Source organism: Clostridium ljungdahlii, assembly GCF_001636845.1.
GTDB lineage: Bacteria > Bacillota > Clostridia > Clostridiales > Clostridiaceae > Clostridium_B > Clostridium_B ljungdahlii_A.
This window is the reverse complement of record NZ_LITT01000058.1, coordinates 214940-240105: the sequence shown is the minus strand read 5'-3', so window position 1 is coordinate 240105 and position 25166 is coordinate 214940. Positions and strand designations below refer to the sequence as shown.

General features: G+C 30.7%; 23 protein-coding genes and 2 riboswitches. Of the genes, 5 read left to right on the top strand and 18 right to left on the bottom strand.

The window, feature by feature from the left end:
* The first annotated feature begins 15 nt into the window (after positions 1-15).
* Complete coding sequence (locus tag WY13_RS16625; RefSeq protein WP_063556702.1) at positions 16-651, top strand: hypothetical protein; 636 nt, start codon at positions 16-18, stop codon at positions 649-651.
* A gap of 48 nt (positions 652-699) precedes the next feature.
* Here WY13_RS16625 and WY13_RS16620 read toward each other — a convergent pair whose 3' ends face one another.
* Positions 700-1020 (bottom strand): hypothetical protein, encoded by a 321-nt coding sequence (locus tag WY13_RS16620; protein ID WP_063556701.1) that lies wholly within the window; start codon positions 1018-1020, stop codon positions 700-702.
* Between the two features lie 181 nt (positions 1021-1201).
* Here WY13_RS16620 and WY13_RS16615 point away from each other — a divergent pair, with 181 nt between their 5' ends.
* Positions 1202-2095, top strand: coding sequence for an MBL fold metallo-hydrolase (locus WY13_RS16615; protein WP_063556700.1), 894 nt, complete (start codon positions 1202-1204; stop codon positions 2093-2095).
* A 52-nt stretch (positions 2096-2147) separates the two neighbouring features.
* Here the strand turns inward: WY13_RS16615 and WY13_RS16610 are convergent, their stop codons facing one another.
* The 9 genes from WY13_RS16610 to purE form a co-directional block, all read right to left on the bottom strand.
* Positions 2148-3200, bottom strand: coding sequence for a hypothetical protein (locus WY13_RS16610; RefSeq protein ID WP_063556699.1), 1053 nt, complete (start codon positions 3198-3200; stop codon positions 2148-2150).
* A 15-nt stretch (positions 3201-3215) separates the two neighbouring features.
* Positions 3216-4229 carry a phosphodiester glycosidase family protein gene (locus WY13_RS16605; protein ID WP_063556698.1) on the bottom strand — a complete coding sequence of 338 codons (1014 nt, stop codon included), beginning with the start codon at positions 4227-4229 and terminating at the stop codon, positions 3216-3218.
* Between the two features lie 156 nt (positions 4230-4385).
* The gene (gene purD / locus WY13_RS16600; protein WP_063556697.1) at positions 4386-5627 is read right to left on the bottom strand and encodes a phosphoribosylamine--glycine ligase; all 1242 of its coding nucleotides are present in this window, start codon (positions 5625-5627) and stop codon (positions 4386-4388) included.
* An 86-nt stretch (positions 5628-5713) separates the two neighbouring features.
* Entirely contained in the window at positions 5714-7213 is a 1500-nt protein-coding gene (gene purH, locus WY13_RS16595) for a bifunctional phosphoribosylaminoimidazolecarboxamide formyltransferase/IMP cyclohydrolase (RefSeq protein WP_063556696.1), read from the bottom strand.
* Between the two features lie 20 nt (positions 7214-7233).
* A complete protein-coding gene (purN, locus tag WY13_RS16590; RefSeq protein ID WP_063556695.1) occupies positions 7234-7848 on the bottom strand; it encodes a phosphoribosylglycinamide formyltransferase in 615 nt (204 codons plus the stop codon).
* Positions 7836-8831 (bottom strand): phosphoribosylformylglycinamidine cyclo-ligase, encoded by a 996-nt coding sequence (purM, locus tag WY13_RS16585; RefSeq protein ID WP_063556694.1) that lies wholly within the window; start codon positions 8829-8831, stop codon positions 7836-7838. The genes purN and purM overlap by 13 nt, the downstream gene beginning before the upstream one ends.
* A 13-nt stretch (positions 8832-8844) precedes the next feature.
* The gene (purF, locus tag WY13_RS16580) at positions 8845-10290 is read right to left on the bottom strand and encodes an amidophosphoribosyltransferase (protein ID WP_063556693.1); all 1446 of its coding nucleotides are present in this window, start codon (positions 10288-10290) and stop codon (positions 8845-8847) included.
* A 40-nt stretch (positions 10291-10330) separates the two neighbouring features.
* Complete coding sequence (gene purC, locus WY13_RS16575; protein ID WP_063556692.1) at positions 10331-11038, bottom strand: phosphoribosylaminoimidazolesuccinocarboxamide synthase; 708 nt, start codon at positions 11036-11038, stop codon at positions 10331-10333.
* Position 11039: 1 nt separating this feature from the next.
* On the bottom strand, positions 11040-11519 hold the full coding sequence (purE, locus tag WY13_RS16570) for a 5-(carboxyamino)imidazole ribonucleotide mutase (protein WP_063556691.1): 480 nt from the start codon (positions 11517-11519) through the stop codon (positions 11040-11042).
* 138 nt (positions 11520-11657) lie between these two features.
* Positions 11658-11760, bottom strand: a riboswitch (purine riboswitch).
* Positions 11761-11927: 167 nt separating this feature from the next.
* Here purE and WY13_RS16565 point away from each other — a divergent pair.
* Both WY13_RS16565 and WY13_RS16560 read left to right on the top strand, forming a co-directional pair.
* Entirely contained in the window at positions 11928-12521 is a 594-nt protein-coding gene (locus WY13_RS16565; RefSeq protein ID WP_063556690.1) for a GDSL-type esterase/lipase family protein, read from the top strand.
* A gap of 146 nt (positions 12522-12667) precedes the next feature.
* Positions 12668-12859 (top strand): hypothetical protein, encoded by a 192-nt coding sequence (locus WY13_RS16560; protein ID WP_063556689.1) that lies wholly within the window; start codon positions 12668-12670, stop codon positions 12857-12859.
* A gap of 101 nt (positions 12860-12960) precedes the next feature.
* On the opposite strand, the gene WY13_RS16555 is transcribed toward WY13_RS16560, so the two are convergent.
* The 8 genes from WY13_RS16555 to WY13_RS16515 form a co-directional block, all read right to left on the bottom strand.
* Positions 12961-14061, bottom strand: a complete 1101-nt coding sequence (locus WY13_RS16555; protein ID WP_063556688.1) for a GerAB/ArcD/ProY family transporter — start codon at positions 14059-14061, stop codon at positions 12961-12963.
* Positions 14062-14304: 243 nt separating this feature from the next.
* Positions 14305-15465: a Ger(x)C family spore germination protein gene (locus WY13_RS16545; protein ID WP_082848546.1), complete on the bottom strand. Its 1161-nt coding sequence runs from the start codon at positions 15463-15465 to the stop codon at positions 14305-14307.
* Positions 15462-16994, bottom strand: coding sequence for a spore germination protein (locus WY13_RS16540; protein WP_063556686.1), 1533 nt, complete (start codon positions 16992-16994; stop codon positions 15462-15464). Before WY13_RS16540 ends, WY13_RS16545 begins: the two co-directional genes overlap by 4 nt.
* Before the next feature lie 242 nt (positions 16995-17236).
* Positions 17237-18673: an NCS2 family permease gene (locus tag WY13_RS16535; protein ID WP_063556685.1), complete on the bottom strand. Its 1437-nt coding sequence runs from the start codon at positions 18671-18673 to the stop codon at positions 17237-17239.
* Between the two features lie 78 nt (positions 18674-18751).
* A riboswitch (purine riboswitch) is annotated at positions 18752-18852 on the bottom strand.
* 57 nt (positions 18853-18909) lie between these two features.
* The gene (locus WY13_RS16530; protein ID WP_063556684.1) at positions 18910-19119 is read right to left on the bottom strand and encodes a hypothetical protein; all 210 of its coding nucleotides are present in this window, start codon (positions 19117-19119) and stop codon (positions 18910-18912) included.
* 488 nt (positions 19120-19607) lie between these two features.
* The gene (locus tag WY13_RS16525; protein ID WP_063556683.1) at positions 19608-21284 is read right to left on the bottom strand and encodes a TaqI-like C-terminal specificity domain-containing protein; all 1677 of its coding nucleotides are present in this window, start codon (positions 21282-21284) and stop codon (positions 19608-19610) included.
* 111 nt (positions 21285-21395) lie between these two features.
* Complete coding sequence (locus WY13_RS16520; protein WP_063556682.1) at positions 21396-22784, bottom strand: MATE family efflux transporter; 1389 nt, start codon at positions 22782-22784, stop codon at positions 21396-21398.
* A 50-nt stretch (positions 22785-22834) separates the two neighbouring features.
* Positions 22835-23275 carry a MarR family winged helix-turn-helix transcriptional regulator gene (locus tag WY13_RS16515; protein ID WP_063556681.1) on the bottom strand — a complete coding sequence of 147 codons (441 nt, stop codon included), beginning with the start codon at positions 23273-23275 and terminating at the stop codon, positions 22835-22837.
* A gap of 186 nt (positions 23276-23461) precedes the next feature.
* On the opposite strand from WY13_RS16515, the gene WY13_RS16510 reads away from it, so the two are divergent.
* Entirely contained in the window at positions 23462-24700 is a 1239-nt protein-coding gene (locus WY13_RS16510; RefSeq protein ID WP_063556680.1) for a S1C family serine protease, read from the top strand.
* Positions 24701-25166: the final 466 nt, after the last annotated feature.

Here is a 25166-nt window from a genome sequence, read left to right as displayed (position 1 = left end):
TTGGGGGTAATAAAAATGGATGTAATACTGGACTTTGATTTTAAATTAAACAAAGATCAAGTAATACAAACTTTAAAGTCCTATGGCAGTATAATAAAAAATGAAGAAATAGAATATTTATATGAAAAACTTCTTCCTATTTTATATGAAAATATAGAACCAACAGGAATATTTGAAATAGAAAAAAGAGAAGATAGCTTTAACTTTGAAGCTGTAAAAAATTATGAATACATCGTGTATTGCATTATAACTATGGGTGATAATTGTACGAGTAAAGTAAATGAATTCTTTTCCTATGGAAATATGAAGGAAGGCATGATGCTTGATGCTATGGCTTCATCTTACTTGTTTGAACTCAGCTCCCAACTCTTTAGCCACATATACGCTAAAGTTAAAGAGTTGCATTTAGGATTGAGTTGTAGAATATCTCCTGGAGATGGAGAGATTCCTCTTAAATGTCAAAAGTATATACTAGATAAACTAGATGCGGAGAATTTTTTAAATTTGACTGTAAATGAAGACTATATACTTTCTTCCATGCGTTCTATGGCGTATATATATGGAGCTGATAAAAATATAAAATTAAATAAAAAAGATCATGACTGTTCCAGATGCCCAAATAGGAATTTGTGCAGTATGAGAAAAAGCTGATTTTAAAATGTCTGTACATAAATTGTACAGACATTTTAAAATCAAATATTACTTTTTCTTGCCATTATGTTTAAATCTCGTTCTTTTATATATAAAATCCCAGGTAATACCTACAAGTAAAACTGCTGGTAACATTATTTCTAGTCTATTACCAAATGTAGGATTTATAAAAATAATTAATTGGAATATTAATATTATTCCTCCCAGTATAATTAAAAAATTAGCCTTAAAATTAACATATTTTTGATCTACACCTTCTGCATCTAATTTAAATTTTGTCCTCACAGCTTTGCTATATTTCATTCCAAGTCCCTGCATAACACCCATGAATCCCATAAACATAAGTAACCCTGTCATAGCCGAATCCATTTAAAATACCTCCATTTAAAATTATCTTAACGTAAAAATACCTATTAAAAATTATATCATTATAAATCCCTAATTTCAAAATTTCATTTCATATTGAGAACTATATTTGTTTTAAAGATAAAATATGTTATCATCTATGTATGCAAAATAATAATTCAAATATTTCAAGGAAGTGTTTTTAATGACTTTAAATAAGATAAAAGGAAATACCTATTACATAGATGCTCCAACTAACTGTGGAGTATTCATATTTAAAAATAAAAACTGCCTAATTGTAGATACAGGCATAAATAACACTGAAGCAAAAAAAATAGAAAACTTGCTTATAGAAAACAGTCTGCATCCAAAGTACATAATAAATACACACAGTCACTTAGATCACTGTGGTGGAAATCTATACTTTAAGAAAAACTATCCAGGCTGTCTAGTATATACATCTAAATTGGAAAAATTATTTATGGAAAATACAGAGCTCTTTTCATCTATTCTTTCCTCGTCCTACCCTTCAAAGGCATTTAACAGGAGTAATAAACCTCTAGAGGTAGATTCCATTTTAGAATATGGCATAAATAAATTGAATGACGAGAAATTTAACATTATTGCACTTCCTGGACATTCAATAGAACAAATAGGAATAGTAACTCCTGAAAAAGTATGCTTCCTTGGAGATTCCATATTCAGCAGTGAGATACTGGATAAATACTCCTTCCCATACTTATATAATATAGAAGATAGTCTTCTGTCATTGAATAAAATTAAGGACATAGATGCAGATTACTTTGTAATAAGCCACTCCAAAAAGGTACTGGATAAAAGTGAAATAAATTCTTTAGTTGACAAAAACATTAAAAATGTAGATAAATATAAAAATCAAATTCTAGATCTTTTAGATCAGCCGCTCACTAGAGAAAACATATTAGAAGACATAACTATTTTAAACAATTTATCCTTAAACTTTCATGAATATCATTTGAATTTTGGAGGAATATCTGCATTTATATCCTATTTATACAATGAAAAGCTCATAGACTATTCTATAGAAGATGGTAACTTATACTATTTCAAATCCAACTAAGGTATATTAAAGAAAATAACTAGCGTAGTAGCTAGTTATTTTTTTCAAATGCCTAAAATAAACTGTTTGTTAGTTTTTTGCCATCCTGACTTATTACTCCATACTTATATATAGATACAAAATTTCCTGAATACTTGGTAACCTTGCCTGTAGTAATGTCTTTTACCTGACTATTTTTTGAGTCATTTATATATATATTGCCGCTTCTTGTAATATATATATCATTTTTATTTACAGGTCCTGGAAGCGTGTATTCCTTCCAGCTGCTTTTATTTGTTTTAAGATTTGCTACAATTATTTTATTAACTTTATTGTCTTCCCCATTTCCTATATAAATATTGTCATCGTTATCTGTGTTTAATAAATAATGCATAGCATTTTCACCAGTGGCTATTATTCCACCCCTGCTAGTTCTTATTCTATTAGAAGTCCTGTCTTCATATATAAGTTCATCACCATTTGTTCCATTTATAGCAGCCATATTTCCAAGCTGGCATCTTACGAAATTTACTAAATTCATCCTGATCATTACATCAATTCTATATATTCTACTACTGCCTTCTCCATTAGTAGCACTGCTAACATAGATTACATTGCTAGCTCCAGAAAAAGCTATATGTTTTACATCATAAGAATTATCTGGAAGTAATATTGAAAGTTCCTGTTTCTTCTCCTCATTCTTCAATGGATAAGTTGAATCACGTTTTGCATCATAAGTCTCAAATTTTAAATTTCTCGATTCTGATCCTCCACTTGTCTTTTCTGCTACAAGTATGTTATCTGTATCCAAGTTCCAGGTATAATAGGATAAATCATTTTGTAAGTCCACTTCTTTTTTACTATTTTTTAATGTATCAATTACTTGTAAAGATTGGCCATCATAATATGATATGTAATTTCCGCTGTAGGATACTTTTACCATCTTTGCATCTTCAGGTATTTTTACACTAATTTTGTTGGCTGTCTGTTTTGAAGTAGTATCTACTTTTTTTATATTGAAATTAGAGTCGCCACCAAAATAAAATTTATCTACTAATAAAAGGCCTGCTAATTCCATAACTATAGGAATCATTGTCCACACAATTATTCTCTTAAGTTTTTTCATCTACCACACTCTCCTCTAAGGTTTTACATATATAGCTGTAGCTACAGTTCTCTCACCGTTCCAATCACAAGGATTATTTATTACTTCTCCATTAAAGTACATTGTAGTGGATGAACCTCCATCTAAATTGCTTGCATTAATTACACCTTGCTGCAAAAGTATATTTTGTACTTCTTTTAATGAAGCTCCCATTTTCAATCCTTTTCTACCATCTATAGCCAGCATGACTATTGTTCCATCTGCCTTCTGTCCTATAGCTGTTCTAGGATTTAAACCTTCATTTTCTACTGATACAGTCTTGCCATTTATTATAAGTGAGTTCCTAAAAGAAATTGCCTCCGTTACACCATCGGCAAGGAGTTCCTTAAGTGTGTGGTCTCCAACTATAAGTCTTCCAGTTGGAGTAAAAGCTGTAACATTTATTTTCTCATTAGATTTTACATCACTGTATATTACCTTACCACCAGATATTATAATTCCCTCTGGATAGCCTCCTGTTCCTACCCAATATTTTCCACCAGATTTATCTGTAAATCCACCTCCATTTATAGCTGCAACAGCTCCATTTCTCTGTGCTATTTCACTTGTTCTTTCTCCAACTTCTCTTAATTTACTAGTATATCCTATACGTATTCTCTTAGGATCTTTTATCTCTAAAATATAACCATCAAATCTTGTGCTAGGTATATCATACCTTTTTATGTCCTTATCACCTACATGATTTATATTTACATCATTTAAATCTTCAGCTTCCTGGCTAGTAGTTTGACCACTCTTACCTTCTTGAAGTATTTTATTTATTTCATCCTTTGACAAAAAAAGAGTTGCTATGTATTGATGAGTAAAAGTAGCCATAGCCGTGCTTACTATCTGGTTTTTTACATTTTTAAATGGCCCATAAAATACTAGCAAAGGGCTAGTAACTACAACTACTATAAGCTCATAAATTATAAACAAAAAGAACAGTCTAAGAGAAAACTTTTTTTTTCTTTTTATATTTTTCCTTCGTCTATTTCTCGAATCATTCATTTAAATTAACCTCCATACAGTATAGAACTATTTTACTATTATTTTTAAATTATTTCCACTGAAAAATCTTTTACATTTTGTTAATTTAAAAAACTGACCTGCCTTATGAAAATTAAGGCAAATCAGTTTTTCTAAATTTTACACTAAAATTATAATTTACTTTCCTATATCTGTTCTAAAATACATGCCCGAGAAACTTATTTTTTTCAAATTGCAGTAAGCAGCTTCCACAGCAGAATTTAAATCATTTCCAACTCCATAAGTTACTAAAACCCTTCCACCAGATGTCTTAAACTGTCCATCTTCTTTTTTAACCCCTGCCGCAAAAACATTACTGGATTTTTCAATGCCTTCTATTTTAAAACCAGTATCATACTTTAAAGGATACCCTTTAGAAGCAGCTACAACGCAGCAGGAAGCTCCCTTTTCCCATTCCAAATTAAATTTATCAAGTTTTCTATCTATAGCATTTTCCATAAGATCTACGAAATCACTTTTCATAAGTGGAAGTACAGCTTGAGTTTCAGGATCACCCATTCTAACATTATACTCTAACAAATAAACTCCTTTTTTTGTTATCATAATACCGAAGAAGATTATTCCCACATAATCTAAGTTTTCCTGCTGTATTCCTCTTAAAGTAGGTTCCATTATATTTTTCTCAAAGTTTTTTAAAACTTCCTCCGTGCAGTATGGATTTGGAGCTATAGCTCCCATTCCACCTGTATTTGGTCCTAAACCCTCATCATATATTTGCTTATGATCCTTTGAAGATATAAAAGGAAGAATAGTATTCCCATCTGTTATTGTAAGTATTGAAGCCTCTACTCCCTCTAGGAACTCTTCAATAACTACATTTTTTCCTGCCCCTTTAAATACGTCCTTTACCATAAAATCATTTAATGCAGTACTTGCTTCATCATAATTCTGGCATATGGAAACACCTTTTCCTGCTGCTAACCCGTCAGCCTTTATAACTACAGGATATCTACAATTTTCTATGTACTTTAAAGCACTGTTTTTATCATCAAAAGTGCAATACTCAGCAGTTTTAATTCCATACTTTTTCATGAAATCCTTAGAATAGATTTTACTTCCCTCAAGCTGAGCAGCTTTTAAACTTGGTCCAAATATTTTAAGTCCCTTGCTTTTAAATTTATCCACTATGCCTTCTGTAAGTGGTCCTTCAGGGCCTACCACAGTTAAGTCTATATTTTCTTTAGATGCAAAATCTATAAGTCCATCTATATCTGTTATGTTCAGATTACTACATTTATCTACTATATCCGTTCCTCCATTTCCTGGAGCACAAAATATTTTATCCACCTTGGGACTTTGAGATATTTTCCAGCAAATAGCATGTTCTCTTCCACCGGAACCTATTACAAGTACCTTCATTATATAAAATCCCCCTTTTCATAGTAGGCATTTTCAAAGAAATAACCAATCAAGATGCTAACCTATTTTTTCAAATGCCTCAAGAATTAATGTTTAAAATGTCTTACCCCTGTAAACACCATAGAAATTCCATTTTTATTACATTCATCTATAGAATCATTATCTTTTATGGAACCTCCTGGTTGTATTATAGATTTTATTCCATGTTTTGCTGCTTCACATACTACATCACTAAATGGGAAAAATGCATCTGAGGCAAGCACTACCCCATCTCCTGCTCTATCAAGTGCCTGGCATGCAGGCCATATTCTATTTACCTGTCCTCCACCAATTCCTTTAGCCATAAAATCTTTAACTACTACAATGGCATTTGATTTTACGTATTTACAAACCTTCATTCCAAATATCAAATTATCCATTTCTTCCTTTGAAGGTTTCTTTTCCGTAACTACTTTAGTCTCATCTATCAATTTATCATCAGAAGATTGTACAAGTATCCCACCATCCAATTTTGATATTTCAAAATCATTAGTAGGTTTTACATCACATTTAATTATCCTTAGATTTTTCTTTGCCTTTAATATTTCAACTGCATCCTTATCAAAATCTGGTGCTATGACTATTTCAACAAAAATTTTAGCTATTTCTTCCGCAGTCTTTGCATCTAATTTTCTATTTACAGCTATAATACCTCCAAAAATAGAAGTAGAATCACATTCATAAGCTTTTACATAAGCCTCATGTAGATCTTTTCCAAGGGCTACGCCACAAGGAGTATTGTGCTTAACTGCAACACAGCATACTTCCTCAAATTCATTTACTGCCTTCCAGGCCATATCCATATCTCTCATATTATTATATGAAAGTGTCTTACCACTTAACTGCTCAAAGTCTTTCATAGGAGCTTTTCCTACAGTTTCTGTGTAATAAGCTGCACTTTGATGTGGATTTTCTCCATATCTTAAACTTTCAAATTTTTTATAAGACAAGCTTAGGTATTCTGGATATTCATCTTCAAGTAGGAAGTTACTTATAGCTCCATCATAGGCAGACATCAAATTAAATACCTTACCTGCAAGTTTTCTTCTAAATTCATATTTTACGTCTCCAGAAGTTTCTATCTCCTTAATTATTTGTGAATAGTCATTTACATCTGTAACAACTATTACATCTTGAAAATTTTTGGCTGCAGCTCTTATCATAGTTGGACCGCCAATATCTATAAATTCTATTTTTTCATCAAAAGTTATATTATCACATACCTTATCGAAAAAAGGATATAAATTTACGACTACCATATCTATTGGTTTTATGTTCTTACTCTTTATAGTATCCATATGTTCTTTATTGTCTCTTTTGGCAAGTATACCGCCATGTATAACTGGATGAAGTGTCTTTACTCTGCCATCTAGTATCTCATCAAATCCAGTAACTTTAGACACTTCTGTAACCTTTATATTATTTTCTACTAGATATCTATAAGTTCCACCTGTAGATATTATTTCAACTCCCCTATTTATCAAAAACTTTGCTAAATCCAATAAGCCACTTTTGTTATAAACACTTATTAATGCACGATTTATCATAATTTGCGCCTCCAATTATTTTAATTACAAACTTTTACTATTCTGTTTTTCACCACTATCTTGTTTTCAGAAATAAGTTTGATAACTTCAGGAAGGGCTTTATGCTCTTCTTCTAATATTTTCTTTTGAAGCATTTCTGGAGTATCTTCAAAATATACAGGAACTGTCTTTTGAATTATTATAGGACCGCTGTCTGTACCCTCATCTACAAAGTGTACAGTGCAGCCTGATACTTTAACTCCATACTCAATTGCCTTTTCATGAACCTTTATGCCATACATACCATCTCCGCAAAAGGATGGTATTAAAGAAGGGTGTATATTTACTATTTTATTTCTAAATTCTGAAATCAGCTCTCCTTTAAGTATGGAAAGCCAACCTGCACATACTATTAAGTCAACTTTGTCTTTAAGCATCTTTAATATTTCCTGAGAAATATTAGACTTATATATTTTCTTATCTAATACATAGGATTTTATATTATGCTTTTCAGCTCTTTCTAAAGCATAAATTCCAGGTCTGTCACCTATTACAGCTTCTATACTGCAGCTTTTTATATATCCGCTCTCAACTGCATCTATTATAGACTGAAGGTCAGTACCTCCTCCAGAAACCAAAACTGCTATTTTAAACATACTGCTTTTTCCCCTCTTTTTACACTTCCTATTGTATATGCCTTTTCACCCATTTTATTTAATTCTTCCACTACGTTTTTAGCATCTTTATTATCTACACATAGTACAAATCCTATTCCCATATTATAAGTATTGTACATCTGCTTTTCTTCTACCCCTAGTTCCATTAAATGCTTAAATATAGGTGGCACTTCAATGCTCTTCTTATCTATAACTGCAGTAAAATCATCTTTAAACATTCTAGGTATGTTTTCAAAGAATCCCCCTCCAGTTATATGCGCCATAGCCTTAATTTTAAATTTATCCAAAAGTTTAAGTACAGGCTTTACATATATCTTTGTAGGTGTCAAAAGTACTTTTCCTATAGGCGTACCTAAAAAGTCCTCATCAAAATCTTTTACAATTTTCCTTACTAAGGAATATCCGTTACTGTGAACCCCACTGGATGCTATTCCTATAAGGGCATCTCCTTCTTCTACTGTACTTCCATTTATTATATTATCTCTTTCCACAACTCCTACAGTGAATCCTGCCATGTCGTAGTCTCCCTTGGAATAAAAGCCGGGCATTTCAGCAGTTTCTCCACCAATTAGGGCACAACCTGCCTGAATACATCCATCTGATACGCCTTTAACCAAATCTGCTGCAACTTCTGCTTCTAAATTAGAGCAAGCTAGGTAGTCTAAAAAAAACAGGGGTTTTGCACCATGGCACAAAACATCATTTACACACATAGCCACGCAATCTATTCCCACTGTATCATACATTTTCATTTGAAATGCTATTTTTAACTTTGTTCCTACTCCATCTGTTCCAGATACAAGTACTGGATTTTTATATTTACCAAGTTCAAACATACCTGCAAAACTTCCAAGTCCATTTAGAACTCCTGGTATAAAAGTCTTAGATGAATATTCTTTCATAAGTTTTACTGACTTATATCCTTCTTCAATATTTACACCGGAATCTTTATATGTTACCACAGCAAACCACCTCTTACTCTAAATAATTTTTATCTTTTTCTATAGGTACAGATATGGGATATATTCCATTAAAGCACCCTAAACAATATCCTTTTGAATCAGTACATTGAAGGGATTTCAAAATTCCATCTATACTTATATAGCCTAAACTATCTGCCCCTATTTTATCCCTTATTTCCTCTATTTTTGCATTAGAACCTATGAGTTGAGACCTATAAGGGGTATCAATTCCAAAATAACAAGGATACTTAACTACAGGAGATGAAACTCTAAAGTGCACTTCAGTAGCTCCAGCTTTCCTAAGTATTTCTACAAGTTTTCCACTGGTAGTTCCTCTAACTATGGAATCATCAACAATTACCACTCTTTTTCCTTCTACATTTACCTTTAAAGGGTTTAACTTTACAGCTACTGCTCTAGACCTAAGTTCTTGGGATGGAGCAATAAATGTTCTTCCTACATATTTATTTTTTATAAATCCTATAGCATAAGGTATTCCAGATTCTTCTGAATATCCAAGAGCTGCTGGTATCCCCGAATCAGGAACACCTATAACCACATCTGCCTCCACTGGATTTTCCCTATAAAGTATCCTTCCTGCTTTAACTCTTGATGTATATACGTTTATATCATCTATAGTACTATCCGGCCTTGCAAAATATATATATTCAAAAGAGCAAGTTTCACATTTTGTCTTTTCTGCAAAATTTATAGATTTAATTCCATCGTCGTTTATAATTACAATTTCTCCAGGCTTTACATCTCTTATAAAATTTGCTCCTATAGAATCCAGGGCACAGCTTTCAGAGCAGAGTATATAATCTCCGTTTAATTCACCTATACAAAGCGGTCTTATCCCATTTGGATCTCTTACACCTATGAGTTCATTTTCCGTTAAAATAGTAATGGCATAAGAACCTTTCACTGCCTGAACTGTATCTACTACAGCCTTACCTATATCTCTCCTAGCCTCTCTTGCAATAAGACTTAAAATAACTTCTGAATCTACAGATGTCTGAAAGATATATCCTGCATCTTCTAAAAGTCCTCTTATGACATCTGCATTGACCAAAGTACCATTGTGTGCTATAGCAATAGATCCAAGTTTATATTTCACCATAAGCGGCTGAGCATTGTTTAAAGTACTAGACCCTGCTGTAGAATACCTTACATGACCTATAGCACTTTTTCCTTTAAGTCCTTCTAATATATCCTTATTAAATACATCTGCTACAAGTCCCATCCCTTTATGATACTTAAATTCACTTCCATCAGAGACCACAATACCTGCACTTTCCTGCCCCCTATGCTGGAGAGCATATAGTCCATAATAAGTTAAAGATGCTACATCTATATTGTTCTTAGAAAATATTCCAAATACGCCGCATTCATCCTTGAATTTATCTTCCTCCAAATCAATACAGGAGCAAGTATTAAATTTATCATTTAAAGTGCACATCAAAAATTCTCTCCTTTTAACCATAAAATTAAGGCAGCTGCTAATTTTTACTTATTCTCTTCAATATTTCTACATAGGCTTCTTTTACATTTCCCATATCTCTTCTAAATCTATCTTTATCTAATTTTTCATTAGTCTTTGCATCCCATAATCTACATGTATCTGGTGATATCTCATCAGCTAAAACTATTTTTCCATTGAATTTTCCAAATTCCAATTTGAAATCTATTAGTTTTATTCCCTGTTTTAAGAAAAATTCTTTTAAGATATTGTTTATGGATTCTGTCATCTTATATATAGTTTTAAGCTCATCAAAAGTAGCAGCTCCAATTGCAACTGCATGATAATCATTTATAAGAGGATCTCCAAGTTCATCATTTTTGTAGCTTATTTCATATACAGTAGTCTTTAATGGTGTACCTTCTTCTAGTCCCAATCTCTTTGCCATACTTCCTGCTGCTACATTTCTAACAATTACTTCTAGAGGAACTATTTCTACCTTTTTACAAAGTTGTTCTCTATCATTCAATTTCTCCTCAAAGTGAGTTTCTATACCGTGTTTTTCAAGTAATTCAAAGAGCATTGAAGTAATTGTGTTATTTAATACTCCTTTATCTGATATTTGTCCCTTTTTCTCTCCATTAAAAGCTGTAGCATCATCTTTATAATAGATTATTACCTTGTCTTCATCTTCTGTTTCATATACCTTTTTTGCTTTTCCTTCATATATCATTTTTCCTTTTTCCATATTATAATTCCACTCCTTTTCCATTTTCAGCTATAAACTTTTCTTTCATATTTTTTCTATATTCAATTAATTTCTTTTTAATTTCAGAATATTTAAGTGCTAAAATCTCTACTGCCAGCATGCCTGCATTGTAACTGTTATTTATTCCAACTGTAGCTACAGGTATGGATTTTGGCATCTGTACTATTGAAAAGAGAGAATCCAATCCAGAAATAGCTGCATTAAGTGGAACTCCTATAACTGGAATAGTTGTATTAGCTGCAATAACTCCTGGAAGATGTGCTGCAAGACCAGCACCTGAAATAATACATTCACAGCCTTCTTCTTCTAATTTTTTTACAGTTTCCAAAAGCTTTTCTGGAACCCTGTGAGCTGATAAAATATATGCCTCATATTGAATATCAAATTCTTTTAAGGCTTTGGCAGCTCCTTTCATCTTGTCAATGTCGGAACTACTTCCAAATATAATTGCTACTTTCATATTCGTCCTCCTTAAACAACAAATGTTAGATTATATCACCAAAAGTATAATAAAAAGGTTTCAATAAATCTACTATGGAGAATCTATTTGAAACCTTAAGTTAGTAACCTTAACTAAAACTTGGTATAAAAATATCCAGCTTTAAATAAAGTTATCCATAGATATGAGAATTTTACGGTTCCCTGTAGATACTCCTAAACCTCATTATTAGGATTATATGGATATTCTATTCATTTATTTATGATATACTTATATTATCATATCAAATTATATAATTCAATACATTTAAACTAATTTGGCATATAATATTCGTATATTTTGAGATTGTAAAAAATTATATAGCAGTAATGTTCATACCATATCGAACATTATTTTACGTTTTAAAAATTGGAAGGAGATTATTTAAATATGAAAATGGTATGTATAGGAGACAGCTTAACTGCTGGATATGGTGTTTCTAACAGTGAATGTTTTGTATCCATCCTAAGAGAAAAACTTCAAATAGATATTTTAAACAAAGGGGTATGTGGAGATACGGCTTCAGGAATGTTGTCACGTTCTTATAAAGATGTAATTCAAAATAGCCCTAGTCACGTACTTATTACGGTTGGATGTAATGACTTTATGGCTGGAAGATCTCTAAAACTAGTAACAGATAATTTAAAAGAGATCATAAAAGAAGCCTTATCTGCAAAAATAATTACAATAATAGGCATAGAACCTCTCGTATACAAAAAATTAGCTAAGGAAAAATGGGATAGTACTTTAGATTATGAGAAAGTGAGTAAGCTAGAAATTGAATACAGAAATTGGATAATAGATTTTTGCACTAAAAATAGTCTTTTTTATGCAGACTTTTATAGCTGCTTCCAGGAAAAATTAGAAACAAACACCAATGACGATTTGTTTATAGATGGGATTCATCCTACAGCACTAGGTCATAAATTAATGGCAGAATGTATACAAAAAACACTTACTTTAATAGAAGCACATAAAAAATAGTATGTTATAGGCTACTCTTTATTGAATTTTTTTGCATATAGTGTTATACTAAAGATAGGAATTCAGCGTATATATCACACTTAAAAAGTTATATATCATATAATATATTAAATGTTAGTACTATATTATAAGGGGGATTTGTTAAAATGAATACTACCTACTGTTTTTCTAAAATACCAGAGGACTTACAAAAGCAAATTGAAGATTTAATAGAAAAATCCGGAATGCCTGCAAAACAATTCATAAATGCATTAGCTGAACACTATGATGTAAAATATTCCAATGTATCACCTGTAGCAATTGATTATTCAAATTACTGGAATAGTTTTGTAGACTAAAAATGTATAGCTGTTATACTAAATGTGTAACAGCTTTCTTACAAAAAATACAATTCTTAAGTTTAAAAAGCCTGAAAGTATGGTATTAGTTAATGCATTTTCTAAAACACCTTTGGTTTCGATTTATTTGATTTTAATTTTATTTGTGAGATAATCAATGTTACTATCGGTAGGATTACTTGAAACGGAACAGCATAGTAAATGTATATATTATTAGCCCAATAAAGCATTTCCATAGTATTATTATATAATATTTGTGATAAATTTATCATAAGAAGTCCAATTGGTCCAACCATTATCTCATAATTATTTATATTGAATATTTTGGCAGTTCCAGTTGATGCGGCATACAAGCACACACTTACCTTAATAAATCCCATGAGTACAAATATTAATGCAATAATAATTTCAAATCTTTCAATAAAATCACCTATTTTAATCGTTCTTGTGGATGTAAATTGGGGAAAATATAAATCTGTAGTTGTTTGAACACCTAAAACAATAACATTATTAATAGAAGACAATAAAAGAAATATACCGCTTATTAACAGTGCTTTAAGAAATACTTCAAATATTTTCTTTTTATTTCTAAGTGAATGAAAAACTGTGGTAAAGATAATTGATTGAGTAAATGGAAAAGAAAAAGAAGAAAATGCGCCTAGCAAAACCTGCTTTGTATTATTATATAATATAGGTTTTAAATTTATAAAGTGGGCATTAGTATAAAGGAGAACCATAATAATTATTGTAATTACTATAATCAATGGTAAAAAAAACATCGATAAGCGACCTAAAACTTCAATGCCAGATTTTACAGCCCAAATACACAATAGGCCGAGAAAAATAGCGAAAATAGATTGAGGCGTTTCAGGCAATGAAACTACATTTACAAATTCAGAAAAAACTCTTATTACTAAAGCACCCAAGTGGAATACATACCAGATAAATAATACTGAAATTACTTTACCAATTTTTTTACCAAATACATACTGAAAAATATCATACAGATCTTTTCCAGGAAAATTATTAAGCAGCTTTGAATAAACAACAATCATTGGCAGTGACATAATTATTCCAAGTGCTATGGATATCCAAGCATCTTGTTTCGCATTTTTAGCAACTTCTAGCACAATAGAAGTACCAATTAAGAACATAGACATTATACATATGCCTTGAGAATTAGATATTATTTGTCTATCCACATATTTCTCTCCTTTCAAGTAATCTTATAACTTAAATATAAATTCAATGATTTTTTTTATAGGTACTGCCGGACTGGGCACCCTAATATGAAGAGCAGATAATACATCAAGTACAAAAGAAAATAGTATAAAAGTTGCATAAACAATAAAGACTTTCCAGTTTTTGCTGTTAGCTACTGGAATAAGATCATATATAATAAAAAGTGTTATTATAAACAAATATAAAATAAATAACATTATAAATTACATTCCTCTTTCAATAGTTTTTGAATTAAGTGCACTGTTTCTAAGCTGAATTTCAATATTTATGTTTACATTCATGTTTTTAAAAGTATCGTCCCATTTATCTTTAACATCATTCCAAACTGAAGGTATGTCGGATTTTATATGTTTGCCAAATCCAAAAATATCTGTTTCATAGTTATTTTGAACCTTGTTAATTGTACTTCCTATCGATACTTTTAGTGATTCTTCAGCTGCTTGTTTAAGCTTTTCACGTCTGCTTCCTTGGATAAAATCTCTACTCCCGTCAATCTCTGCTATTGATGCATCTAATCTAATATTCATATCGACACTGAGCTTTCCATTTTGATAGATTGGTTTTACTTTTGTTTTGCTTTCAAATACTTCCAGAGTTATGTTAGTCATCTGATCATCATCCAAAATTTTTTCTACCAACAATGTTTTATCAATTTGATTAGTTGCAAAAAGAAAATATTTTGATTCCTCTGTATTTAAAGATCCAACAAGCTTATCGCCTTTAAACACAGCTGTACCAGTTAATTCTGCAGCCTGTTTACCATCACTTGCTTTTATATCACAAAGAGGCAAAACTGATGATATATCATCTTCTTCAATATTATTGATAATCTCATAAACCCTAACTATAGGTACATTTGCAAGTGCTCTTTGATGTTCTATCATTTTAGCAATATCAAAAGATTTTAAATTTGAGGCTATAGTTTTATTCTGCAGTATTTCCTTTGCAGTGTTTTTATTTGAAATTAATACATATATTTCTTCTCTCATTTCAGCATCTCTGTAAGGTAAATCAAGTGCTGGAATAATGCCTTCTTCTGCTATATCTTTGCTTATAATAAAAATTTTTGCATGCCCCCAATGTAATTTATTGCCAGTAGTATTTATCATATTTCTCATTGCATCAAATATAGTATCCCCTTTCGATTCAATTATGTTTGATACTGCTTTAGCTTCTTTTCCAGACATTTGAAAATTCAGTACTTCTGCATTTACTACATATTTATTGCTTTTTTTATCTTTATCCAGTGAAAATCCTATTACAAGTGAATATTTTTCAATATCTACATAATTCCAACATCCACATAATATTACTGAAGATAATAACACTAATAAAATAGAAAGTATCCTGCTTTTGATTTTCAACTTTTCTTACCTCCAGATGACCTTCTTACTAAGTTGTTAGCAGCAATGAATTTTGGACGGTATTTCATATAAAACCAAGGTGCTCTTATGGCTGTATCTTTTAAATCTTCAGGATTTAATGTCATGAGACTGAGCATATAAGGTACTCCAAAGGAACGCATTTTAAATAAATAAATCAGTATACCTATTATTCCAAATACAAAACCATATAGTCCTAATATAGAAGAAAGCATTAATAATATTATTCTTAATAAAATAGAGCCACCTTTAATTTTGGGAATTGCAAGTCCTGTTATTCCTGTAAGTGCTATGATAATTATCATTGGTGCACTTACAAATCTCGCATCAACTGACGCCTGACCTAATACTAATGCACCAACTATGCTAAAAGCTTGCCCAATTTGATTTGGCATTCGCACACCAGTTTCTCTGAGAATTTCAAATGCAATCAACAGCAACAAAGCTTCTAACGTAATGGGAAAGGGGATACCTTGCCTTGCTGCAGTTATACTTATAACTAATGATGTTGGTATTGCTTCAATGTGAAAGGTGGTTAATGCTATAAAAAGCGAAGGCAGACTTATAGTTATTATAAAACTCAGTATTCTTAGTAATCGGCTTATTGAAGAAAAATAAAAATTAATATAGTAATCATCATTAGACTGAAAAAGTTCAATAAAAATATGCGGAACAGTTAATGCAACCGGAGTACCATCTACTATAATTGCAATACGACCCTCCAATAATTTTGCTGCAACAATATCGGGTCTTTCAGTGCTGCCTATTGTCTTAAATGGTGAAAAAGGTTCATCATTGATAAGCTCTTGTATGTAGCCAGAAGCTATAACACCATCAATGTCAATGCTGTCTAATCTTTTATTTAACTCATTAAGTATTTTGTTATTAACTATACCGTTTATATAACATAAGCAAATTTTTGTTTGCGTTTGTGTACCTAATACTCTAAACTTAAACTTTAATTCGGGAATTAACAGTTTTCTTCTTATCATAGAAAGATTTACCATAAGGGATTCTGTAAATCCTTCTCTCGGTCCCCGCAGGATTTTTTCTCCTTCCGGTTCTTTAATAGCTCTAGGTTTCCATCCAACGGTACTTATAATTAAAGCTTCTGATGTGCCTTCTAAAAAAAGAACGGTATTGCCATTTAAGATTGATTCAATAATTTCATTTACATCATTAGTTTTATTCACATTATTTGAAAAAATTATGTGATTTAAAATATCTTCAATGTTACTATTTTCTTCATTTAAGTATGTATTTTCAATTATTGGCTTTATAATATTAGCGTTTATTGTTTCACTATCTATCATTTCCTGAAAAAAGATTATACAACATTTAACATTGTTGTTTTTCTGATTTTCAAAATATCTTACAATAAGTGTATCATTATCATTAAAAATCTCTTTAATTAGACTTATATTTAGCTGAATAGAATTACTAATTATGTGATTTTTTATAGAATTTTGGTGTGAAGTTTTATTATTGGCTCTTGCATTTTTATTACGCATATTTATAATAGACCACCTTAATATATAACTTTATAATATTATTTATCAAACTTGTACACAATATACATATTTACATATTGATTTTTTATAAATAAATCGAAAGAAAAAATAGCAAAATTGCATTAGAAAACCACACAAAACATTTAGATATTTCTAATTTACTTCAAAAACAAAAATAAGAGCTATTTATAGCAATTTTTCAAATTGCTATAAATAGCTCTTATTTTTGTTTTTATCCCCAATTATGAAAGCATAGCAAATCTAAATATAAATAAAGCTGCAAGTACATATACTATTGGATGAACTTCCTTATATTTTCCTGTAACTATTTTAACTATTGGATAAAATATTATTGCTGCTGCTATACCATTTGCTATACTGTAACTAAAAGGCATAAATGCTATAGCAAAGAAAGCTGGAAGTCCTTCTGTAAAATCACTAAAGTCTATTTTAGTAACTACTCCAATCATAAGTGCCCCTACAATTATAAGTGCTGGAGCTGTAGCTTGGGTAGGAACTATTCCAACTAGTCCACTAAAGAATAATGAAAGTATAAATAGTATTCCAACAACACATGATGTAAGTCCTGTCCTACCTCCTGCAGATACACCTGAAGTAGATTCTACATATGTATTAACAGTACTTGTTCCTAGCATTGAACCAATAGTAGTTGCAAGGGAATCTGCAAAAAGAGCTTTGTGCATATTTTTAACTCTTCCATTTTCATCAACCATGCCAGCTTTTTCAGCTGTTCCAACAAGTGTTCCTATAGTATCAAACAAATCTACTAAAGTAAATGTTATGACTACCATAATTATACTAGTTAAACCTCCAACTACCCCTGCTTTTCCAATTCCTAAAAGACCTTTAAAATCAAAAGCAAAGAATGTAGGTGCAAGTGATGGTGGTGCACTTACAATTTTTATTCCTGTAAGATGTGTCACTCCAAAAGGTATACCAACTATAGTAGTTAATATTATTCCTATTAAAATTGATCCTTTAACATCTCTTGCCATAAGTATAACTGTAATTAAAATACCTATAATTGATAACAGAACAGGTGCACTAGTAAGTTTTCCAAAAGCAACCAGCGTAGAAGGATCCGATACTACAATCCCTGCATTTTTTAGACCTATAAGAGCTATAAAAAGTCCGATACCTCCTGATATAGCAAGTTTTAAATTAAATGGAAGAGCATCTACAATTTTTTCTCTTATGGAAGTTACCGTTATTATAATAAAAATTATTCCTGAAACTAAAACTGCTGCCAGTGCTTGGTGCCATGTATAGTGCATACCTAAGCAAACACTGTAAGTAAAAAATGCATTAAGTCCCATTCCTGGTGCCTGTGCAAAAGGTAGATTTGCGTAAAGTGCCATTATGAAAGTTCCAACAGCCGCTGCTATACAGGTTGCCGTAAATATAGAGCCTACAATAGGGTCGTTTATTGCAGATAACCCAGCTTTAACCGCTGCATCTCCCATAAGTCCGTGTACATTCATTCCTGCCTGCATAAGTATAGTCGGATTTACAAAGATTATATAGGCCATAGTAATAAAAGTAGTAACCCCTGCTAAAATCTCCGTCCTTACAGTAGTATTGTTTTCCGGCAATTTAAAAAATGATTCTAAAAAAGATAAATTGCCACCGTCATTTTTGTTCGCTTTTTCAACATTCATGTAATTACCTCCAAAATAAAAAATTTCTAACATGAATTATAGGATAATCCAAGTTAGAAAATAGTTAAAAGAAATACCATTTTCACGGAATCCACTCATAGTCAAGGATTTTTGGTACCTTGGTAGATACTCTTGAACCATATTATCAAGATTATACGAATGTTCTGTCAAAAAAATTATATAATGTACGTTTTTATATTATCATCTTGTTCATAATAAGTCAACATTTTTATAAACTATTTCTTACTAAAATATAAAAATCCAAGTATAATAACGAATATTAAAAAAGGTAGTGAAAATACTATTTTAAAAGCAAATCCTATGATAGCCATTATAAAAGCTAGAAATATAACTATGCCTACAAGTGGAAGTACTATAATTCCCAATAAAGAAAATACAATATATAGAGCAAAAATTGCAAATAAAATTCCAAATAAAGTAATCATAAATTATTTACCCCCCTATCTACTATTTATATTTGGATACTTATAAAATCTGAAATGAATTAAAGCTTAAAATTTTTCATATTCTTCACCATCCTTAATAAATATATTAGGGAGAACATAACTAAAAATCAAGTACTTTTTTGTATACAGAATGTGAAACAGCACACATAAAATTTTTACTTAATATAAAAATATTGCAAAGCACTTTTTAGAGGACAATTGACAAAGGACATAGGACAGTGAAGGTAAGTTTTCTTCCTTATTCAGAAAACTAATTTATTTTTTTAAGCTTGTTTTGCTAATGCAAAAAAGCTTAAAATTTATATAAGTCAGCAATATTTCGCTTTAGCGAAATGAGTCATTAAAAATCTAATTAAAGATTTTTCGTAGTGCAGGGGAGAAAAATCCTCCTTCACTGTCCTCTGTCAATTGTCCTCTGTCCTCTCAAAAATATTGCGACGCAATATTTTTAAACTGCGAAAGTTGAGTTAATTATTTTCAATATCATTCAATATAATTCTTCTATAATTATAATCAATATTGTACAATTCAAATATCTCGTCATCTAATATTTTCTTCAACATATTTCTTTCTTCATCATTATCATTCATAATTTTGTAAACTAATTTTTCTATATCTTCTTTAGTTTGTCTGCTGCAGCGTCTTATTGGTATTTCATCCAAATTGCATTTTTTAATTTGTGGAATAGAATTAGAATTGGTAATTAAAAAGTTTAAATAATACCATTGAATTAACTCTGAATTCAATATTGCCAAAATATACTGAGGGGAAAATTCCTCATTTGTACTTATTATTCCATATAGAGATTGTTCTATTATACGTCCCTTATCATCCAAAGCTGCTATTAAATTTTTTCCAGTTTTTCTTATTACTAATTTATTTTTAAAAGTAAGCTTTTCTATATTTTTAGTTCCACCTATTATGTTTTCAGGTACAAAATCATAATAGTAATTGTTTAAAACTTGAAATTTTTTTATGTTTTCCCCTTTTAATACTTCAACCTGATGTTCATTTTTTTTAATAGGAGTTATTTTTTTACTATAACCTATAAATCCTGTAAAAGTCTTGCAAATGATTTCTAATTTGCTGCTATCTTTCTCTATGCAATCCTTTATCTTCAAGTTTTGATTATAACAGCAATATGTAAACTTAAATTTTGAATTTCTCAGATATTCATGCTGATACATTTCATATGTTCTCTTTTTATAAATATCTATTTTTATCTTATTTACCTTTTTATGTTTATTTTCTGCTATTATAATCATAGAATCCGTGTTTATTTCCGGAAAATCTATCTCAAACACAAGATTTAATATATTATAATTTTCAAGTAAACTCTTTCTAAGTTCACTGTATTGAAGATTTCGTGACAGCCTATCAGGAACTACAAATCCAAATCTTCCTCCAGATTTTAATATTTCCATAGACCTTTTTATAAAATACTCATACAGATTAGGTAAATATGTATTTCCATTATAATTTTCACTATAATACTGTAATAATCCATCTTCTATATTCATCTTATTCTTTCGACTTAAAGATACCCAGGGAGGATTTCCAAGTACATAATCATATTTCCTATTCCAAAATTTAGCAGCAGATTGAATATTAGATTCCTTGTATTCTTCTATATCATCAATTTCATTCCACTTTATAAGACTGTTGCAGCATATGATATTGTCCTCTATGTTAATGTTTATGCCGCTAACTTTACTTAAATTAATTCTTGTAAGCCCTACAGCTGTACTGTCTATATCTGCGCCATATATACATTTCTTTAATATATGAAGACTTAAATTTTCCTGCTGCCAATAGTGAATCCCATCTATTCTCTTTAATCCATCTTCAGTTTCAACGGTATAAATTTTATCCTTAAAAGCATTTCTAATGTGATCTAAATTTTCACTAAACTTTTCCATTAAAATCTCATATACTCTTACTAGAAAATGTCCACTTCCACAAGAAGGATCTAATACTTTTATACAAGGATTTTTTTTAAGATCCAAATTTGACATAATGTTCTTCACTATATAGTCAACTATGTAATGAGGAGTATAAAAACTCCCCTTCCGTTTTCTTTCTTCCTTTTCCATTGATCTTTCATACATCTCTCCAAGTATAGATGAATCACACCACTTATGCATACCATACCTCTTTTTTAATTCACAGTTCACAATGCACAATTTCGGTAGATTTTCTATAACAACAGAAAATCATCCTTAATTGTGAACTGTGCATCGTACATTGTGAATTGATTACTTTGTGCATTCTGCAGATACTTCTGGTGAATGTACATTTTCTTTTCCATTTGAATTTAACTTCCTAATTTCAAAATATAAAAACAAAGCCGTCAATATGGAAGCTGCAGCATCGGATACAGGAGCTGCCATCCACACTCCATTTAGCTTAAATATTCTTGGAAGTATAAGAAGCATAGGAATAAGAACTATCACTTGTCTTAAAAGTGCCAAAAACATAGATATTTTAGCTTTTCCTATAGCTTGAAAAAAGTTAGAACTTACTATTTGAAATCCTACTATAGGGAACATAATCATAAATATTTTTATTCCATTTACAGTTATATTAGTCAAATTCATATCAGATTTGTTAAACATATTTACTAAAGCTGTAGGAAAAATTTGAACTGCAATCCCTCCTGCTGCAGATACAAAAGTTGCTGCTGCAATTGCAAGTAACAATGCTTTTTTTACACGTCTATGCAATTTGGCTCCATAATTAAATCCAATTACTGGCTGTGCTCCTTGATTTATTCCAAATATAGGCATAAGTATCATAGTAGCTATACCATTTATTATACCCATAGCACCTATAGCTAAATCTCCCCCATATATTCCTAAGCTTTTGTTTAATATCACATTCACCAAACTTGCAGCAATCTGCATTGCAAAAGGAGACATTCCTATTGAAAAAATGCTTGTAACTATATCTTTGTTTAAACGAAGATACTTCTTTTTTATTTTAAGCATGCTATTTCCATTTAAGAAATAATGAAGTACCCATATCATATTTATCCCCTGAGAAATTGAAGTAGCTATAGCCGCTCCTCTTATTCCAAAATGAAGTATATATATAAATAGGAAATCCAATATTATATTACATATACCACCTATGAGCATTGTATTCATTGCCGTCTTAGGATCGCCTTCTGAACGTATTACATTGTTTAATCCAAAACCTACAGTTTGAAATATAGAAACAGAAATTAGAATAGTTATAAACTGCTTAGCATAACCTATAGTGTTATCACTAGCTCCAAACCCCCTCAGCATAGGGTCCACAAAAATAAGTCCCAAAATTGTAATTACTATAGAAACTATAATTAAAAGTACAAATGCATTTCCTAATATGTGCTCTGCTCCATCTTTATTGTTTTCTCCCAGTCTTATGGATATCCTTGCTGCAGCACCTATTCCTACAAGCATACCAAAAGCCATTATAATTATGGATATAGGGAAAGTCAAACTTACACCTGATATAGCCATAGCTCCAACAACTCTTCCTATAAATATCCTATCTATTACAATATAAAGCGAGTTAACTAGCATGCCAATTATAGCTGGTATAGAAAATTCCAATAGTAATTTACCAACCTTTTCATCTCTTAATTTTACTGATCGTTCCAAATTAATTCCTCCTATAGAAATAGTTAATAGCCTAAATATTTTAGGCTGTTCTATAATAAATTCTTATTCAATTTTTTCAGCCAACAAAGCATAAGCTGTTTTTCTTCTTTTGAAAACCCACTACTTAAGATTTCCTCTATTTCATCGTTTGCTGACATACATTTAATCCTTATGTTTTTTCCTTCTTCTGTAAGATAAATTCTATTTATTCTAGCATCTTTAGTATCCTCTTTTCTATCTATCCATCCCTTTGATACTAAAGTATTTACAAGTCCTGTAATGGAAGCTGGTCTTAATTGAAGTTCTTCGGCTATTTCCTTCTGAGTTAACCCATCTTCTATCCATAAGTGTACAAGTACTCCTACTTGTGATGTAGTCAAACCATATTTAGCAAGCTTACTATTATGTAAATTTGTCATATTTCTATAAATTACTCTAAGCCAATATGTTATAAATTTATCACAGGGTTCACATTTTACTTTGCTTTCCATTTAGTTAGCCTCCTAATTAATTGCACAACCTATGTTATAATAATAAATAAGTATTGTCAATACTCTTTAGTAAAATTTCAAGCAAAATTGTCACAACTCATTAACACTTCTGTCATACAACTGTAACAAAGCAAATCTATTATATATACATGAAATAAATAATAAAATTTTTTAGGAGGTACTTACATGGGCAATTTCAACAACAAATATGATACTTCAGAGATAAGTTTAAAAACTAAGTTCAAAGACAAACTTAAAAGAAGTAAAAAATTTATGTCTTATATAGCTGTAGGATTAGTATGCAGTATACTAGGTGGAAGTATTTCAATTGCAGGTGCCTTATATTTTGTACCAAAATTAGGTATGTTTAAGAGCACCCCATTATATCAAAATCTAGCTTTCCAAAATACAGGAAGTGAAAAATCTTCTACTATAAGTGCTTCCCCTGTATCAACTGTGAAAGGCGGCCTTACCGTATCTGAAATAGCAAAAAAAGTAGGTCCTGCTGTAGTTGGAGTATCTATAAAAACTGCTTCTCAGTCATCCGATATATTTGGATTTTCTGGTAACAGCCAATCTGATGAAAGTCAATCAAACGGCAGCAGTAGTGACAGCCAGGATGACGGCATGGGCTCAGGTATAATAATAAATGAGGATGGATATATACTTACAAATTATCATGTTATAGAGTCTGCTGAAAAAGTAAGTGTAATATTTAACAATAAAAAAGAAGCAACTGCGAAAGTAGTAAATTATGATGCAGGCCTGGATCTAGCCATAATTAAAGTAACTACCAATGAAAAAATGCCAGCTGTAGCAGAATTAGGTGATTCAAAGAATCTTCAGGTAGGTGATTCTGTAGTAGCTATAGGAAATCCTCTTGGTAAAGAATTATTAGGTACTGTAACTACTGGTGTTATAAGTGCAACAAATAGGGATATTAAAGTTGGCAATAATACTCAGGACTATCTTCAAACAGATGCTGCCATAAACCCAGGTAACAGCGGCGGTGCACTCGTAAATTCTGCAGGTCAAGTAATAGGTATAAATTCTGCTAAAATAGGTGGAAGTGGAGTAGAAGGAATTGGATTTGCAATACCAATAGACACTGTAAAACCTAAATTAAGTGGTCTTTTAAAACCTATTTTAAAGCTAGGTATTGCAGGTAGAGATATAAATTCACAGCTTTCTCAAGCATATAATGTACCTGAAGGTGTATATGTAGCAGAAGTACAAGAATTTAGTGCCGCAGAAAAATGTGGACTTAAGGTTGGAGATGTTATTCAAAAATTTGACGGTAAATCTGTAAAGTCTATAAGTGATATAAATGATATAAAAGCTACTCACAAATCTGGAGATACAGTGGAAATTGTCGTAAACAGAAATGGAAGTAACAAAACACTGAATCTAACATTGACAGAATAAAACCTTTAAATCAAATACAGATATAGATTTTGCAGTTTGAAAGTAACCTTATACAAAGCATGTAATGACAAATTTCAGCACCATAAAAACTTTTGACAAGTCTAAAGCTCGGTATTTTGAAAATCTAAGAACCTTAGATAAACTCGTACCTCAGACATATCTAAGCTCCTAAGATTTTCTAAAATACCTCGCTAAGACTTATTGAAAAGTTTTTAAATGTGCTTTCAACTTTGTCATTACATTTTACGTATAAGTTTAAATTTCAATTGGAAATTCTATATAAATCATATTTTAGACTTAAAATATTTATTAACTATATTATAAATGCTTTCTAACTTAAAAATAAGATTATACGCAGATATATTTTTTACAATAATGAAGCACATTTAAATATTTTGTACATAAGTCTTAGTGAAAAATTTATATAAAAAATTAGAACTTTTGAATTGTCTGAGGTACGAGTTTT